This window comes from Alkaliphilus flagellatus (assembly GCF_018919215.1).
Classification (GTDB): Bacteria; Bacillota; Clostridia; order Peptostreptococcales; family Natronincolaceae; genus Alkaliphilus_B; species Alkaliphilus_B flagellatus.
In genome coordinates this window covers 95,436-113,001 of the sequence record NZ_JAHLQK010000001.1, presented here as the reverse complement: position 1 = coordinate 113,001, position 17,566 = coordinate 95,436, and the positions used below count along the sequence as shown (strand labels likewise).

Annotated in this window: 16 protein-coding genes; 1 reads left to right on the top strand and 15 read right to left on the bottom strand. The window is 29.4% G+C overall.

What is annotated here, in order from left to right; all coding sequences use genetic code 11:
* Nucleotides 1-178: 178 nt before the first annotated feature.
* From KQI88_RS00530 to KQI88_RS00485, 10 genes are all read right to left on the bottom strand, one after another.
* Nucleotides 179-1,912, bottom strand: coding sequence for a sigma-54 interaction domain-containing protein (locus KQI88_RS00530; RefSeq protein WP_216414418.1), 1,734 nt, complete (start codon nucleotides 1,910-1,912; stop codon nucleotides 179-181).
* 80 nt (nucleotides 1,913-1,992) lie between these two features.
* Nucleotides 1,993-3,936, bottom strand: a complete 1,944-nt coding sequence (locus KQI88_RS00525; protein ID WP_216414417.1) for a HAMP domain-containing sensor histidine kinase — start codon at nucleotides 3,934-3,936, stop codon at nucleotides 1,993-1,995.
* Nucleotides 3,933-4,613: a response regulator transcription factor gene (locus tag KQI88_RS00520; protein ID WP_216414416.1), complete on the bottom strand. Its 681-nt coding sequence runs from the start codon at nucleotides 4,611-4,613 to the stop codon at nucleotides 3,933-3,935. Before KQI88_RS00520 ends, KQI88_RS00525 begins: the two co-directional genes overlap by 4 nt.
* A gap of 82 nt (nucleotides 4,614-4,695) precedes the next feature.
* Nucleotides 4,696-5,484, bottom strand: a complete 789-nt coding sequence (locus KQI88_RS00515) for a hypothetical protein (RefSeq protein WP_216414415.1) — start codon at nucleotides 5,482-5,484, stop codon at nucleotides 4,696-4,698.
* 190 nt (nucleotides 5,485-5,674) lie between these two features.
* The gene (locus KQI88_RS00510; protein ID WP_216414414.1) at nucleotides 5,675-6,841 is read right to left on the bottom strand and encodes a bis-aminopropyl spermidine synthase family protein; all 1,167 of its coding nucleotides are present in this window, start codon (nucleotides 6,839-6,841) and stop codon (nucleotides 5,675-5,677) included.
* A gap of 994 nt (nucleotides 6,842-7,835) precedes the next feature.
* Nucleotides 7,836-8,534, bottom strand: coding sequence for a transglutaminase-like domain-containing protein (locus KQI88_RS00505; RefSeq protein WP_216414413.1), 699 nt, complete (start codon nucleotides 8,532-8,534; stop codon nucleotides 7,836-7,838).
* Nucleotides 8,535-8,575: 41 nt separating this feature from the next.
* Complete coding sequence (locus KQI88_RS00500; RefSeq protein ID WP_216414412.1) at nucleotides 8,576-9,448, bottom strand: helix-turn-helix domain-containing protein; 873 nt, start codon at nucleotides 9,446-9,448, stop codon at nucleotides 8,576-8,578.
* A gap of 170 nt (nucleotides 9,449-9,618) precedes the next feature.
* The gene (locus KQI88_RS00495) at nucleotides 9,619-9,852 is read right to left on the bottom strand and encodes a hypothetical protein (RefSeq protein WP_216414411.1); all 234 of its coding nucleotides are present in this window, start codon (nucleotides 9,850-9,852) and stop codon (nucleotides 9,619-9,621) included.
* Nucleotides 9,853-9,922: 70 nt separating this feature from the next.
* Entirely contained in the window at nucleotides 9,923-10,897 is a 975-nt protein-coding gene (locus tag KQI88_RS00490; RefSeq protein WP_216414410.1) for a 3'-5' exoribonuclease YhaM family protein, read from the bottom strand.
* A gap of 9 nt (nucleotides 10,898-10,906) precedes the next feature.
* Complete coding sequence (locus KQI88_RS00485) at nucleotides 10,907-11,278, bottom strand: hypothetical protein (RefSeq protein ID WP_216414409.1); 372 nt, start codon at nucleotides 11,276-11,278, stop codon at nucleotides 10,907-10,909.
* Between the two features lie 215 nt (nucleotides 11,279-11,493).
* Between KQI88_RS00485 and KQI88_RS00480 the strand changes: the two genes are divergently transcribed.
* Entirely contained in the window at nucleotides 11,494-12,066 is a 573-nt protein-coding gene (locus tag KQI88_RS00480; RefSeq protein ID WP_216414408.1) for a rubrerythrin family protein, read from the top strand.
* Between the two features lie 70 nt (nucleotides 12,067-12,136).
* Here the strand turns inward: KQI88_RS00480 and nagB are convergent, their stop codons facing one another.
* The 5 genes from nagB to KQI88_RS00455 all read right to left on the bottom strand — a co-directional run bounded on the left by nagB (nucleotide 12,137) and on the right by KQI88_RS00455 (nucleotide 17,554).
* On the bottom strand, nucleotides 12,137-12,865 hold the full coding sequence (gene nagB, locus KQI88_RS00475; RefSeq protein ID WP_216414407.1) for a glucosamine-6-phosphate deaminase: 729 nt from the start codon (nucleotides 12,863-12,865) through the stop codon (nucleotides 12,137-12,139).
* Nucleotides 12,866-12,971: 106 nt separating this feature from the next.
* Nucleotides 12,972-14,114 (bottom strand): N-acetylglucosamine-6-phosphate deacetylase, encoded by a 1,143-nt coding sequence (gene nagA / locus KQI88_RS00470; protein ID WP_216414406.1) that lies wholly within the window; start codon nucleotides 14,112-14,114, stop codon nucleotides 12,972-12,974.
* Between the two features lie 53 nt (nucleotides 14,115-14,167).
* The gene (locus KQI88_RS00465; protein ID WP_216414405.1) at nucleotides 14,168-15,019 is read right to left on the bottom strand and encodes a MurR/RpiR family transcriptional regulator; all 852 of its coding nucleotides are present in this window, start codon (nucleotides 15,017-15,019) and stop codon (nucleotides 14,168-14,170) included.
* 21 nt (nucleotides 15,020-15,040) lie between these two features.
* Nucleotides 15,041-16,081 carry a DUF871 domain-containing protein gene (locus tag KQI88_RS00460; RefSeq protein WP_216414404.1) on the bottom strand — a complete coding sequence of 347 codons (1,041 nt, stop codon included), beginning with the start codon at nucleotides 16,079-16,081 and terminating at the stop codon, nucleotides 15,041-15,043.
* 114 nt (nucleotides 16,082-16,195) lie between these two features.
* On the bottom strand, nucleotides 16,196-17,554 hold the full coding sequence (locus KQI88_RS00455) for a PTS transporter subunit EIIC (RefSeq protein WP_216414403.1): 1,359 nt from the start codon (nucleotides 17,552-17,554) through the stop codon (nucleotides 16,196-16,198).
* Between the last annotated feature and the right edge of the window lie 12 nt (nucleotides 17,555-17,566).

The following is a 17,566-nucleotide window of genomic DNA, read 5'->3' as shown; positions in this document are numbered from 1 at the left end:
ATTTCATATGGAGTCTTATTCTATGCTAATTTAAAACCATATTAGCACATTCTAATTTTTAAGATTTTATCATTATTGAGAATTATTATTTATTAAAATACCATATATACATGATTTCTGTTGTAATTAACAATTTATCATTTTTGATAAATTTATCATTTTTGATAATTTATCTATTCTATATATTATACTTTTTAATTTTTCTATATAAAGTAGCTATACTTACACCTAATTTTTCGGCTACTCTTTTCTTTCCTTCTACGCTCAAACCATAGATATTTAAATATTCGTTAATCAATTGTCGCTCTACGTCATCCAAATTAGTATTTATTTCTATGTCAGATTTTTTATTAATTAATATCTTATTAGGTAGATGTTCAACAGAAATAATTTCATTGCTATTTAACATATTTACACTATACTCTGCAACATTTTCTAACTCACGTATATTACCTGGCCACTCATATGTATATAAATATTTCCAAATTTCCTCAGAAATTACTGTAACTTTCTTATCAAAAATAATCCCATATTTTTTTAGAAAATGAAGGAATAAAGTTTTAATATCTTCTTTTCGTTCTCTTAATGGTTTAATATTTATTGGAATAACATTTAACCTGTAATACAAATCTCCTCTAAATACATTTTCTCTAATCATTTCTTCTAAGTTTTTATTTGTAGCCGCTACAATTCTAATATCAAGTAACTTCTCTTGAATATCTCCAAGTTTAACTATACTTTTATCTTCAATTACTCTCAAGATTTTAGCTTGCATATATAAAGGCATATCACCAATTTCATCTAAAAACAATGTTCCTCCATCTGCCAACTCAATTTTCCCAATTTTACCCTTTGGATTTGCCCCTGTAAATGCTCCCTTACTATATCCAAAAAGTTCGCTTTCCAATAATGTATCCGGTATAGCAGCACAATTGACAGCAACAAATGGCTTGTTAGAACGATTGCTTTCATTATGAAGAGCTCTTGCTATTAATTCTTTTCCTGTTCCACTCTCACCTGTTATTAATACTGTTGATTCTGATGAGGCAACAGTATTAATTTTTCTTTTTAACTCCTTTACTATACTTGAATTTCCAACAATTTTATCTAATTCAATATTATGCTTAGAACCTGATAATTCTAAAAATTGTTCTTTAAGGGTCTGTTTAGATGTAAACACAATTACTTCATTAATTTCTTGACCGCCATAATTAACATCATATCTTTCTCCAACTACTATAAATGTACTACTATTATATTCAATTTTATATTCCTGTAGTTTCAATACCATATTTCCAGTTTCCTTAATACTTATCTTATTACTTGAATGATTGTCAATCTTTAATATCCGTTTTGCATAATTATTAGCATTTACAATATTATGATTACTATCTATTGTTATAACACCTTCGTTAAGTTTATTTAAAACATTATCTAATAAATCCAAAACCTTTAGTTTCTTTCTTTTCTCCAGTTCTTCAATTACCCTTGATTCCAATAATTTAGCCATCTGTTCAATAAATACTATATATGTGGCTTTATTATTTACTATATGTTCTTTCTGTTCTTTATTAATACATACACATTCTATAGTACCAATAATTCTTTTGTCAAATCTTATAGGAATTGAAATTTCCATTGTTTCTTTACAAAACTCTTTCTTATTGCAATTATTACAAATTAAATTTTCTCTAGGATTCTCAATAACTGCATTTTTTCCTGTCCTAAAGACTCTCTTAGTAATATAAGCATAGTCCTTTATATTTTCATTTATTTTGTTTTTCCAATATCCTGTTCCTGCAACACGATTATATTGATAATCTATAATTTGTACGTCCACTTTTAACACTTCAGATATTGCTTGAACAAAATAAATCAATTCATTTTGAATAAATGAAAATAATTGTTCCATTCCTATCACCTCGTAATTCTTCTATAGTTTGGATTTTTGCTAAAAAACCTACTCTAATAGAGTGACTCTAATTCCTATACCTATAAATCGGCTTTCATATAATTTTTTTCAACAGCTAATCTTAGTGTAAAATACAGCATCACACCATTCTCTGTATTCTTCACACCATAATCACTATTATGAAGTTCTAAAATATTCTTTACAATTGATAATCCAAGTCCTGTTCCTCCAAATTCACGATCTCTTGATTCCTCCACACGATAAAATCTATCCCAAATATGATTTAACTTGTCTTCTTGAATCCTATCTCCTTCATTTTCAACAGTTATATAAATTTTATCTTCATTATATTTCCTTATGCCAATGTTAATAAAACCTTCTAATTTCGTATGTCTTATGGCGTTACTAATAATATTGGTTATAACCTGCTCTATTCTTTTTTTATCTGCCCTAACCATAATTTCTTCGGCACTATACATGTAATTAACTTTAATATCTTTTTCCTTTAACTGTTGGATAAATCTATTTTTCACCAATTGCATCAGTGAATCTATATAAAAGTTTTCCTCTGCCAATAGATATGCTTTAGACTCAAGCTTAGACAAATCTAACATATCTAATACAAGGGTATCCATTTTTTCTATCTCTTCTAATATAACATCTATATAGTAATCCTTTTTCTCAATTGCAACCTCATCTTTAAGTCCTTCCGTAAAACCTCTCATAATTCCTAATGGAGTTTTTAATTCATGTGAAGCACTAGATACAAATTCTTTTCTCATTCTCTCTAAGGTCCGTTCTTTTTCTATTTCAACTCTAAGCTTCTCGTTTGTATCCTGCAGGGTTTTCATATTTTTATTTAGATTTGAAGCCAATATATTTATACTATTAGCTAGATTTCCAATTTCGTCATTAGATTTAACATTGCATTCTACTGAAAAATCTAATTCTGCCATTTTTATGGCTGTATTATTTATTTTTATTAGGGGATTAGCTATAAGCTTAGAATAAATATAAGACAAAATAATAATTATTAATATTGCCACTAAAAATCCATAAATATAATAGTCCTTCATTACTCCTATAGCCTCTCCTACAGGCTGTAGGGAAGACATAGCAAATACCATTTCCTTTAATTCGCCCTTATCGAAAATAGGTTTTATCATAACAATATTATCTATTCCATTCATAGGACTTTTATATTTATAGCTAATTATTTCTTCATTTTCTATGGCAAAATCATCACTCTTTGAAATCCAAAACCAGTTATCCATTGCAGACCAAAACATATCTTCTCTATATGACATAATAAAATCCTTCTGTGTTGGAAAATTTAATTCTACTATGTTCCCTTTAATTTCTCGCATATCTATCCGGATCATTTCTTGCCTAAGGTTACTGATATTAACGGCAAAACTAGTTGGTGTTTTTTTTAATACTTGGATAGAATTGTTTTCTGAGAGTATTTCTCTCTCGCTGATTCCAGTAACTCCAGGAGTGTCAATCACTAAGTTTTCTTTTATGTTTAATCCTACTGAGTCCAATACTTCCAGACTATTTCCCTTACCTTGAATACTAGATGGATATATAATATTGTGCTCATTATTTGAATAAACTCCTTTAATTACGATTGGATCTCCTATTGAAAGGTTTAATTTTTGTATTGTCTCCATTAAAATCATATTGTTTAAAGGCACCATTACTTCATTTTTATCTTCTGTTTCAATAATTAAATTAAATAGTGGAATATGCCTAGTTATAGCTTTATCATCTAATATTGCAATTTGAGCATTATTATTATTTATAAAATTACTAATATTTTTCGTTATTGTTATTTGGTCCCAACCCTCTTTATAATATTTTTTAGCAAACCCCTCCAAATTTTTTTCCAATTTACTAATTTTATGATTTATATAAAATTTTTCAAAAAACATGGACTGGCTAATTACTACAATCATTAAAAATAATATAAAAAAGATAGTTGTTATTATAAAAAGCTTAAAGGTAATACTATTTCTTTTCATTCGTTCACCTCAAATTTATAGCCTACTCTATTAACGGTATTAATATATTTCGCCTTATCCTTTAGTTTGTATCTTAGCTTTTTTATATGAGTATCAATAGTACGCAAATCTCCGAAGTAGTCATATCCCCAAACATGATTTAAGATATTCTCCCTTGTTAATACCATTTCTTTATTTTGAATCATATACACTAGTAAATCAAATTCCTTTGGAGCAAGTTCTATTAGCTCATTATCTACTTTAACCGTACGGGATAATTTATTAACTTCAATATCTGTACATAAAATTAGACCATTATCATTAACTACATTTCCTTCAGCTCTTTTAAGAAGCATTTTTGATTTTGCAACTAATACTCTTGGACTAAACGGCTTAGTCATATAGTCATCTGCCCCTAACTCGTATCCCATAAGCTTGTCATCTTCATCAGATCTAGCAGTTAGCATAATAATAGGTACTCCTGATTCCTTTCGAATCCTTTTACATACAGACCATCCATCTATTTCTGGTATCATTATATCTAGAATCACCAAATGAATATTATTAGTATCAAATATCTCTAATGCCTCTCTTCCATTAGCTGCTTCAAATATTGTAAAATCTTCACGTTTGAAATAATCCACTAATATTTCTCTCATTCTTTTTTCATCTTCTATCAATAATAAATTTCTATACATAAAAGCTCCTCCTAAATTTCGAAAAAAATACCTACTTATAATTATATCGTATAAGTAGGTATAAACTTCATTTTATATTATACTAATTTATGGTTTTAGCAGTTTCTATACTTTTTGTCATCATAGGTAATTTTATAGTTACTTCATTAATAGTAATTTCTTGAGGTATAAACATATTATCACTAAATGGAGTAACTTTTACAGCCATGCCTTCTGTACCTTCTGAATCTATCATTACAGCTTTGCCAAATTGCACTTGATCCTCGCTAGATATGTTTTTACCCTTTTCAAGTATATCTATGTTCCTTAATTCTTGTACTTTATTTTCATCAAAATCTGACTTTAATTTTATGCGTATAGGTCCACTGTTCTTAGTTTTCATATCATCTAAATCAGCTTCATCTATTGCTGTTACAGCTTCTGTATCTAGTTGTTTTGTTATTTTTAAATTCGATATAACCTTATCTCTAAATTCCTCTGTTTCAATAACTTCTAAATCATTAGTATCAAGATTTATAGTATCATCAGCATGGATTGCTTTTACTAATATACCAGGTTTTGATTCAGAAAGATCTATTCCTTTTAACAAGACTTTTTGTCCTACTTGAACATTAGCAGCTTGGTACTCCTCTAGATTTTTAAAGCCTAATATTGGTACAACATATTCTTTTCCCTCAGAATCCTCTACTACTAAATCAAATTCCCTAATATCTTTAATCGTACCTTCTAGAACATGTAGATCCATTTCTTGATTTGCATATAAAACATTGGTTGGCTTTACATTTTGATTTGCCTCATTCGCAAATACAGGTGTAGCAATTAATGAACTTGATAAAGTTAATAGTAACGCCGTTGATAAAATTCTTTTCATGTTTATTCCTCCTAATATTTATTTTATTGTTCTACACTTTTTAGTTTAATACTTTGTTGTGTCTTTTCTGTGTACTAATATAGAACTTTTAATGAAATATTATAAAGTTACAGACAAACTAAGACTCAATTTAGAGCCAACTTTTACTCCCACTGAACGCTAAGCCGTTTATGCTCTTAATTTTTATAAATTAAAGCTTATTTTTATCAATTAGATTGAATATTTGATTACTACATTTATTACAACCTTTTGATTTTAGTTCTTCTATAGTTTTAATCTTCTCTGAAAGACCTACTTTATTAGTTTGGCCACAACTCTTACACCTATAAAAGCGAACTGTTTTTTTTAGTTCTCCAGTATAAAGTGGACCTTGATAAAAAGTTTGCATTAATGTCTTGCTCTTACTAGTAGTTTTAAGAACTATCATTTGCCCTGTATTACCAATTATTCCTGCCCCCTCATAGGTATTGAACCTAGTCATCACATTAGAAACTATAAGTCCCATATCTAGGAAGCATTGCTGCATAGCAAATTCAAAATCTGGTGACTTGTGGGCATAAGAAAGAAAAACAGGAAGACCATTTTGTTTTTTTAAAGCTTCAATCCCTCTTGAAAGAAATAAATTCATTCCCTCCAAAGTATAAGGAGGATCAGTAAAAAAACAATCAAATTGTTCTGTAAAATCCTTTGATAATGGCTTTCTAAAATCTGAACATACACATTTAATAGGGAGCCTTTCCTTCTCAGCAATATCTTTTATATAGGTAAGGACTCTATTATCAATATCCATTACAGAAATAGTTGTATTGCAGTATTCTATATCAGCAAATAACTTCTTAAGTAAAAAACCTAGAGCTATACTTACTAAATCGTCGTCCCCTATACATAAAATATTTTTACCTACTAGTGCGTAATTTTGTAGACATAACACTGCTCTTTTTACAGCTGTATCTAAAGTACATTTTGACTGATCTATAGTAACATCCGCCAATGGTCGATTTATAAATACTTCACTTAATGTCCTTTTAACTTCAATAATCTCTTGTTCTTCTTCCCATGTTTCCTTTAATAATTTCATATATAGGTCCTTTCTTATTCCACGAAAGCCTAGCCTATTTTCTATGAAACTTAACCCTTCTTTAGTTAACCTTACTCCACTGTCTTGAACTAGCAAACCATATTTAATAAATTCTTTTTTTATGGCTACAATAACAGGTATAGGTAAAAGATTATTTCTTGACAATTCTTTATTAGAAATACCCTCTTTGAAATATATATTTAACAATATATTTTCTATTGCCTGCTTTCCTTCTTGTATATTTACATTTTTATTTACCTCTTGTATATAATTAATCATTAATATCACTCCATATTATATTGATTTTAGTTTTTTCACGTATATTCTAGAAATTTCAGTTGCTTAATGCTTTTATTACTACATTTAAACCTATAGAAAATACTTTATTATCTAAATAAAAGATGCTTTAAACAACCATTTACTACAAATCCTAATTTTTATCATTTTCATAGTACATGTTCTTTATTTGCAATTAGCAAATTACTCTCTCCTTTCTTAAAGGTCAAGAATGATAGCTATGGTTATACTAATAACTGAAAGTACGTTAGAAACATGGATAACAAAATAAAAAAATTTGTCTGATGCTATTACATCGACTCATGATGCGCTCGATCCAAAAGCTTAAGCTTTTAAATTGAGTGCTTAAAATATTGCTAACCTTATACCTCTTTAAAAATCGCTTAGTAGTTAAGAAACTTATACTTTATTAGACAATAAAAAAGGCCATAGCAACACAAAGTCACTACAGCCTTTTATATTTTATAATATATGTCAAAACAATATTCTATTTTAACCTTAATCTGAGTTATTAAATCCTTTATCAAAATTTTTAGTAGCTATATTGATGATTAAAAATAAGCCACTCAAATTTTTGAATAGTAAATTATCAGAAAGGATAATATAGTATATAAAATTTATTTTTTGACATAAAAATACCGTACAAAAGCACGGTTTATTAATATATTATAAGGTTGAACTCTATCCGTGTTCCTAACTTCTTCTTAAAAAACTCATCAAGAAACAGACTCGATGTAAATCAAGTTTAAAAGTTTTTTAAGAAACAACTATTTAGTTGATTAGTTAAGAACAACCTCGGACATCAAATTCTCTCCCTTTATTTTTGTTTATTTCTAACTTGGATTATAACATATGGAAATAAATATTGCAAATATTAGCTTATTATTACCATACCTATTATTCTGTATTTAATATTTTTTAATTTATATTAATAATCTTTGATAATCTTTGAGCCTAATCCCATTATCCTTACATATTATCTGTCACTTCTAATTAAGTCTAACTTCCTATTTATCCTTTTTCGTAAAAAGTTAAATAAGAGACTTTTAATTCTATTATTAGTATTGTTATATTGGATAAAAAAATCATCAGGACTATTGAATAAGCCTAAATCTTCTACAATAGAAAAGCTTTGAATATATGTGCTTTCTCCTTTCCAACAAAGACTTATCTTCTCTTTATCCTTTACAGAAATACCATATCCCATATATCCATTATTAAAATTACAAAGCTTATTTCTTACTTGATTGAGATATTTATCATCAATAATAACACCTTCTAAAGCTATCCACTGATTATTAAAATATACTTCAGTCCAAGCATGAACAATCTTTTTAGGAGCAAATAAATAAGTAATTCCTGTTAATGCACCTTTCTGCATCTTTTTATCAATAAAGAAACCATGAATTCTACATGGTATACCTAAGGCCCTCAGCAATGCCATTAATAAAGTACTCTTTGTATTACATTGCCCATATCCATCTCTTAAGACTTCAGAAGCAGATATATCATCTCCACTATTATAGCCAAATTTAATTTCATTTCTTACAAAATCATATGCTGCCGCAATCTTTTCTTCCTGGTTTAAATAATTCCATTTTCTTTTTTTTATTAAATGTTCAATATCTGAAGTGTTAAAGTCTAATAGTTTTGTTGATTTTAAATATGTTTCCATCTAATCACCCTTTTTATTTAATTATAAAGGGTTTTTCATTATCATACTTGCAAATATCTGCTATTTTTTATAATTGCGCTAGGGGTCATCCCCAGCTTATCACGAACACTATTCGTAAAATGAGAAGAACTGCTAAATCCGGCTTCAATAGCTGCATCAGTAATACTTAACCCCTTAAATATCAAATGAAAAGCTTTCCTTAATTTTTCATGAAGTATATAGCTAGATAAAGATATACCGATTTCTTCCTTAAATAAATGAGACAACCTACTCTCTGATAAAAAAATCGCATTGCTTAGGTCTTTAACAGATAACTTATCTAAAGGGTAGGCTTCTATATAACTTAAAATCTCTTGTATACGATTATCTATCTTGCAATCTGAATTATAAATTGGTATGTTTAAAACTTCTTTTAGTCCTTTTATAAATTTACTATATTCTTCCGAACTAATAATTCTTGGTACTGACTGAATATCTAGTTGAATAATTTTATCTATATCTTCTTCTTCTAAAACATAGATTTCTTTTTCTTGTAAAAATTTTATTCTTAATGTTTCTCCAAAAACAGATTCTGGGTTAATTAGTAAATATAATTGCCACTCATTATAACCATATAACTTATGACTAGTATTGGAATCCAGAATAACTCCTTTTGTATTAAACTCATTTTTTTCTGTACAAATTTTAAAATTTTTATCCGACGACTTACAATTCCTAGATATACCCACAGGGCACTTACACAACTTTGAGTTGGGAGCAAAAGTTTCCTCCGAACTCAGCCTTAGCTTATCTAGTCCAACTGTAATCTGAATATAGTTGTGACTATGATAATCAGTATCCACTTTATTTGTAAGAAATGTAATATGATCTTCGGCATCAAATAAAACTAATTTTTCATTAGAATTATTAATCAAGGTGAATTATCCCCTTTCAAAATACTATCTCTTATATTTTCTGGAAGTATTATTTCTGGTTGGATACCTTTTTCATCTATTTCATCATAATGTTCTGATTTTGATTCACCTACTTACCCCTATTTTATATACAATAAATCAGTATTATGGGCGATCTGAAAAAGGCAAACCTATAATAACAACTTTATAAAACTTATTATTATTACAATTGTCATAAATACAATTCCTATAATAGCTGTTTTTTTATAGTATTCTATAAGCTCTTCACTTGGTTCAGGTTCTTCTTCATACATCCATCTTCTACCCCATAAAAAAATTTCTTCAGGTTCTATATATTGCCATATTAATAGTCCATATATAGGTATTGAAAATACTATTAATATGAAAAAGCTAGCTATATCCAATGCTATCCCCCCTACAACAATTCTATATCCTCTATAACTCTATACCCCTAATAATTCATTATTATAGAAACTAATTTATACCTTTTTTATAATAATCCGTTCCCATATTCCATAGCTTAGTTGTAAATGTATCCTCTTCGTTTTCTTGATCTGCCATAAATGACATTATACTTTCAATATCTCCTGACATTTTATCTGCTTGGTGTAGAATTTGAGCCTCTACTGTTTTAGGCAGTACTGGTGACCCAAACTCCAAGTGTCCATGATGTGATAAAATACCATTTAAAATAATAAGCTTATCATCTTGATCGAAATCTTCTATTTCATTTATAACATTTAGAGTAGTATGAGCACCTAAAAATATATGACCTAGCATAGTGCCTTCTTCTGTAAAGCCAACACTTGGAAGTGCTTTATACTCTATAATCTTTGCCCAGTCATGAAGCATAGTCATAACAATTAAGCGTTCTATTTGTCTTTCAGAAAGTTTTTTAGTAGTAGCCACTGTATAACCAAACTTTAATACTTCTAGAGTATGTTGAAGTAGTCCATGATAAAAATTATGATGAACTTGCCTCGCGGCAGGATGGGTGGAAAACTTTTTAAAATAGTCATTAGAGAAAATCATTCTGTCAATTAACTTCTTCATATGAGAACTCTTTACTTTTTCATAAAAAAAGTCCAGTCCATTTTTCATACTATCTATTCCCCAATTACTAGTTGGAATAAGGTCCCCTATATTTACATTATCCATATTAGCCTTTTCAATCTGTTTAATAGTAATTTGAATTTGACCTTGATACTCTCCTACAACAGCTTTTATGTTGATAGCATTTTCTGGAGATAGTGAATTTATAAACTCTTCATTTTCTTCATAATCCCAATATTTTACTTCCATAGCTTTAGAAGAATCCTGTATTATAACGTCAGCATACCGCTTTCCATTTTTTGATGCTTTAACCTTTATGTCACTCATTAGAACTGTAGCTTCAAAGGTTTGACTTATATAATTTTTATTAATATCCTTTAATTGTTTTATACTCATATTTACCTCCTATAATAAATTACGTCTTATCTTTTCTAAAATCACTGCTAATATTAATACTGTAGCAGCTCTAATAAAATTCTTTAATATACTATCATATCTTTCCGATCTTCTATTAGCAGCCGCTTTTGACTGTTCATACGAATAATATGCATAGTCTAAATTACTACTTGGAAAAATTGCCAAAACCATTAGAGCTACACCTGTAATATATAGCCATCGATTAATACTTGAAATAATTTCTGTATGTTTTGTTAAGCTAATGATGATTCCAATTCCAGTACCTACTAATACACCTATAATACCCTGTTTTACAGCTACTAAAATTTCTTGAAATAGAAATACGATTGCTTCCTTTAAATTATTTTTTTGGCTATCCATACTTCTATCCTCCCCAAAACAAATTATTCAGTATTAATACTATATTTATTCTATATAATATGCCTAACTCCTGCCCTAAGTACTTTGATATTTGGAAGTTTAAGTAAACGATGTTAATAGTAATAATTTATTTGATTAATAAATATTAATTAGGGTAGATATGTTTATGGACATATAAGAAAAATATATGTAAATTTATTTTAGGAGGAGATTATATGAACGCAATGACATCATCAAACTTAAAATCTGCTTTCGGGGGAGAAAGCATGGCGCATATGCGCTATTTAGTATGGGGAGAATTTGCTAAAAAAGAAGGCTTTCCAAATGTAGGAAACTTATTTATAGCTACTGCCTATGCTGAGCAAGTACATGCTCATAACCACTTTAGAGAACTTAAAGATCAAGTAGGAGATGCAGATGTTACTGCTGGTGCAGGTTTTGGATTAACAACTACATCCGAAAACCTTCAAGGTGCTATTAATGGTGAAAAACATGAAGTAGAACAAATGTATCCAGCTTTTATGGCTGTTGCAGAACTACAAGGTGAAAAAGGAAGCTTACGTTCATTTAAATATGCTATTGAAGCTGAAAAAACTCATATTACATTATTCTCAGCTGCTAAAGCTGCTGTAGATAGTGGAGTAGATTATGATCAAGATACAGTTCATGTATGTAATGTTTGTGGTCATACATTAGCAGGTGACTTAACTGATTCATGTCCTGTATGTAAAGTAGGAGTTAATATGTTTAAAACATTCGTAACTGAAGCTGTCTGTGCAGAAGCTTAATATAAATTACTAACATATTAATACATAAAAAACCTTCCTATTAGTTTAAAGTTGATAGGAAGGTTTTTTCTCATTTAATTAACTTTGCCGCATCCTTGTCAATAATTAAAGTAAAATCTGGATGAGCCTGTAAAATAGAAGCTGGTACTTGAGTATTAATGTATCCATTAGTCATATCTCTAATGGCTTCAGCTTTGCCTTCTCCACTGGCTAATAGTATTATCTTTTTAGCTTTCATTATTGAACCAATCCCCATAGAAATAGCTTTTTTAGGTACATCTTCTTCATTATCAAAAAATCTACTATTATCTTTAATAGTTTTTTGTGTTAAATCAACTATATTAGTATCTACACTTAACTTATCTGCAGGCTCATTAAAGCCTATATGTGCATTTCCACCTATACCTAGTAGCTGCATATCAATACCGCCTGCTTTTTTAATCTTTTCCTCATAATTTTTACATTCTTCTTCTACACTTTCAGTCATTCCATTAGGCAGATGGATATTTTCCTTCTTTACATTAATATGATTAAATAGTGTATTCATCATAAATGAATAGTAGCTATTTTCATTTTCTATTGGAAGTTTGTAATATTCATCTAAATTAAATGTAGTCACATTAGAAAAATCTATTTCTCCTCTTTTATACATAGCTATTAATTCTTCATACATTCCTATTGGAGTACTACCTGTGGCTAAACCTAGAACACTGTCTGGTTTCAAAACAACTTGACTAGCCATAATTAAGGCCGCTCTCTTACTGACCTTTTCATAGTTTTCTTCTATATAAATCTTCACTGAAATACTCCCTTCTTTCTTATTAAACTTTATTCTTCTTGCAAATTTTATTTAAATCACTTTAATTATAACATGAAATTAAAAGTGGACAAAAACATTTTAAATATTAACTATTATATTTTTCTTCTCCTTGTACATATGCTTTTTGTATTTCTATATTTTCATCAAATACAATAATATCAGCATCTTTTCCTATATCTAAGCTTCCTTTAACATTATCTACACTTAATAGTTTAGCTGGATTTAGGGTTGATAACTGTATAACTTCATTTAAAGGTAATCCAGTAGCCTCTTTAAAGTTTTTAATAGCCTTATTTATTGTTAAAATACTCCCTGCTAAACTGCCATTTTCAAGCCTTGCACTGCCACCATTAACAACAACTTTTTGTCCACCCAAATCATACTCTCCATCCTTCATACAACCTGCCCTCATAGCATCTGTAATTAAAATCAGTTTATCCTTACCCTTTATATTCATTAGAAGCTTAAACAATTCGGGATGAATATGAATTTTATCAGCAATCAATTCACAAGTAATATTGCTATTGAATATTGCTCCAACAACTCCTGGATTTCTGTGATGCAATGGAGTCATTGCATTAAAGGTATGAGTAGCATGGCGTATTCCTCTCTTTATGGCTTCCATTGCTTCTTCATAACTAGCATTAGTATGCCCAATGGATAAAACAATTTCTTTCATCTCTAGTACTCTATCTATGAAATCTATTCCACCTTCAACCTCAGGAGCCATTGTAATAATTTTTATAACATCTAAATAGTCTTCTAAATACTTAATATGGGGTAACAATACATAGGTTTCATTTTGTGCTCCTTTAAACTTTGCATTAATAAATGGTCCTTCCATATGAGCACCTAAAACCTGTGCTCCTTCCATATCTATATTCATTCCTTGTCTAATTACATCCAAAGCATTATGAATATCTTCTATATCCATAGTCATGGTTGTAGGTAAAAAAGCGGTTGTTCCATTCTTAATAATAGTTTTACTTATTATATTAAGGGCATCTATATTTCCATCCATAGTATCGCATCCACCAGAGCCATGTATATGAATATCAATAAACCCCGGTGAGATGTAATTTCCCTTTGCATCAATCAATTCTAAGTTAGTGTGATTAACTAGTTGACTTTCATCTATTATTTCTACTATTTTATTATTAAATAATAAAATCTTTCCTTCATCAATACTATCACCTAATATTAGCTTTCCATTGTGCAATGCTTTCATATAAATCACCTACTTATTTTATATTACAAATAATTTATCCACATAATTTTCTTCTATAATTTAAGATCATCCACAATTTCACGGGTATGTTGTAGATATTTTGTAATTTCCCCAAAATTATCCTTAGCAACACCTATAAATAATATATCTACTACTGTTAGCTGGGCAATTCTAGAAGCAATTGCACCAGTTCGTAAATGTTTTTCTACACTGGCAGTATATATATTAATATCTGCCAAGTCACTAATAGGATGTTTACCGTATTTAGTAATAGAAATAGTTATTGCACCTTGTTTTTTTGCTGCCTCTAATGCCTTATATACTTCTAATGTTCTTCCGCTATGAGAAATACCAATAGCAACATCACCTTTTTTTATATGAATAGCTGATGCCAATTGTGTATGACTGTCTAAAAACATATTTGCCTGTTTATTAATTCTCATAAGTTTGTATTGTAAATCTAAACCTACTAGTCCTGATGCACCTACTCCATATATATTTATTTTTTTAGCCATATTTATAGCTTTAATAGATTGGAAAATTGCTTCCTCATCTATTACACTTACAGTTTCTTCTATTGCCTTTATATTACCTAGTGCAATTTTTTGTATTATTTCTCTAGTATTATCATGAACCCTTACTGCCTCGTATACACTATCATCTCCAGCATTTTCATTTATGGCTACAGACTTTGCTATATCTATTTTTAGCTCTTGAAAACCATCAAACCCTAGCTTTCGAGCAAACCTAGTAATACTAGCAGCACTAGTGTTTGATACCTCCGCTAATTCTCCAGTAGATAATTTTGAAACATTTTCACTATTGTTGAATATATAATCAGCAATTTTTTTCTCTGATGGTGTTAATTCATTAAATATTTCCCTCATTTTTAATATAGAGCTCAATCTATCAACTCCGTTCTACTGTTACTCTATGATTGTGAATTCAAAGCTATCCCCTGGCTTAATTAAATCAATGAGTAGTCCTGCATTCTTACAATCACCTACAACATTTATTCTTTCATCTCTTTTCATATCTTTCTTCAAAATTTGCAATTCTCCTTCATATCTTAAATAATCTTTATTATCTATAGTAACACAATATTTCTCTCTCTCCATTGTATTTCTTGGATCAATTGCAGACTTTTTCTTAATTCTAGCTTCTTGAGAACGGATAACAAATTCGCCAGGGTCCATTCTATTAGTATGAATACCTGTTAATATTTCTTCTTCTGATGATGATAATTTTCCAAATAGTCTTATTGGTAGAGTTATTATATCACTTTTAATTTTAGATAATCTCTCTAACTCTTCTTTAGATGCAAATGGATCACCTATTAAAACCTCATCTACATATCCTTTCAATAAATGTTGAGCCGATATGATAGGATCAATATCTCTATGGGATTCTATAGTCGGTAGTCCTTCATAGATAGGGCCTCTTTTTCCTACTTGAGATGGAATAAAGGCCATTACATTCATGCCATGAGATTTAAATACTCTATTACGATCAAGCATTAGTTCATAAGAAATACCAGTATCTCTTCTAGGGTAATAATTGTGGCAAACCTCCATATTTTTAAGATTAGCCTTAAGCTTTATTAATTGATTTAAATAATCTTCTGAAACAGTGCTAGCATTAAGCTGTACTTTAAATGGAAGTGTATTTGAAAGATTAGCTACTTCTTCAATATTAAATCCGAAATCTAGTCTTAGAGCATGTATAGAGTATTTTTCTATATCTATTTTATCCATATAACTCTTAGATATATCAATTATTAGCTCCATTCCTAGTTCTTTGGACTTATTTAGTATCTCATTAAATTCTTCATATACATTATTATTAGATTCTGGAATATGAAAGGATGTAAATACTTTTTTAATTCCATAGCTACTAGCCAATTCCATATATTTTAAGTTTTCTTCCAATGTAGAGTTCATTCCATTATAAAGTGAAATTCCTATCATAATTAGTAAACCTCCTTGAAATTTGATTTTATTATATTATAAAATAATACAGAAGAGATTTGATTTCTCATTCTGTATTATTTTTAATAATTATTTAAATTTATATTTTAAAATTTATTCAACTGGATCTTCAAAGCCTAATAAAGAAGTTGCAATAAATCCTGCTACATAAGCTATTACAACACCTAGAAGATAGAATACAATTTTATTCGGAGTTATTAAAGTTGCTAAAGGAAGACCTGATAATCCCATACTAATAGATCCAACTTTAAACATTGCATTAAATGCTCCACCAAATGCGGCTCCTATACAAGCTCCAAGGAAGGGTCTTCCTAAAGGTAAAGTAACACCATATATTAAAGGTTCTCCTATTCCTAAAATACCAACAGGTAAAGCACTTTTTACTGTTCTCTTTAATCTCTCATTTTTAGTTTTCATATATACTGCAAAAGCTGCTCCTACTTGACCTGCCCCTGCCATAGCTAATATAGGAAGAAGTGTGTTTACACCAAGCTTAGTAATCAAATCTGCATGTATTGGTGTTAATCCTTGGTGTAGTCCTGTCATTACAAGTGGTAAGAAAGTACCAGCTAAAAGAGCTCCAACAACAGGTCCACCTGTTTCTATGGCACTTGTAACAATATTACCTATACCATCTGAAATCATTCCTCCTAAAGGTTGGAGTACTATCATTGCAACAAAACCAGAAATTAGTATAGTTAAAAGAGGTGTAAATATTAATTCTAATGATTCCGGTATAGATTTTCTTAATTTCTTTTCTATAAAAGATGAAAATGCCACTACTAATAAAACTGCAATTATTCCACCTCTACCTGGTACTAGGGCCTTACCAAAAAGTTCAACATCTGCTAAGCCTGGTGCAAGAAGAATACCAGCCATAACTCCACCTAGAGCTGAAGAACCACCAAATTCTTTTGCAGCATTCATACCAACCATTATAGCCATATAAGCAAATACTGCATTACCAAATATGCCTAATAAAGCAGTTAATGTTCCTGGTTGTACCCATTCCCACTTTGTAATTAGGTTATTAATACCCATAATTAAACCAGAGCCTATAAAAGCAGGAATAAGAGGAATAAAAATATTAGAAATCTTCTTTAATGGTCCACTTAATGAACTTCCATATTTAGATTTCATTTCACTCTTTACTTTGTCAGCTTCGCCAAACTTGATGTTTTCTGATACACCAGCAATTTTTCTTACTTCTTCAGCAACTTTAGTTGCTGTTCCTGGACCTACAATTACTTGTAGTTGTCCATCAGATTTTACTACCCCCATAACACCTTCCACAGCTTTTAGAGCATCCAGATTAACCTTACTTTCATCCTTTAAGGTTAATCTCAATCTTGTCATACAATTTACTGCGGTTTTAATGTTACTACTTCCACCTACTTCATTGATAATACTTCTAGAAAGATTATCGATTTTGTTTGGAGCTTTACTACTCATATAAATTCTCCC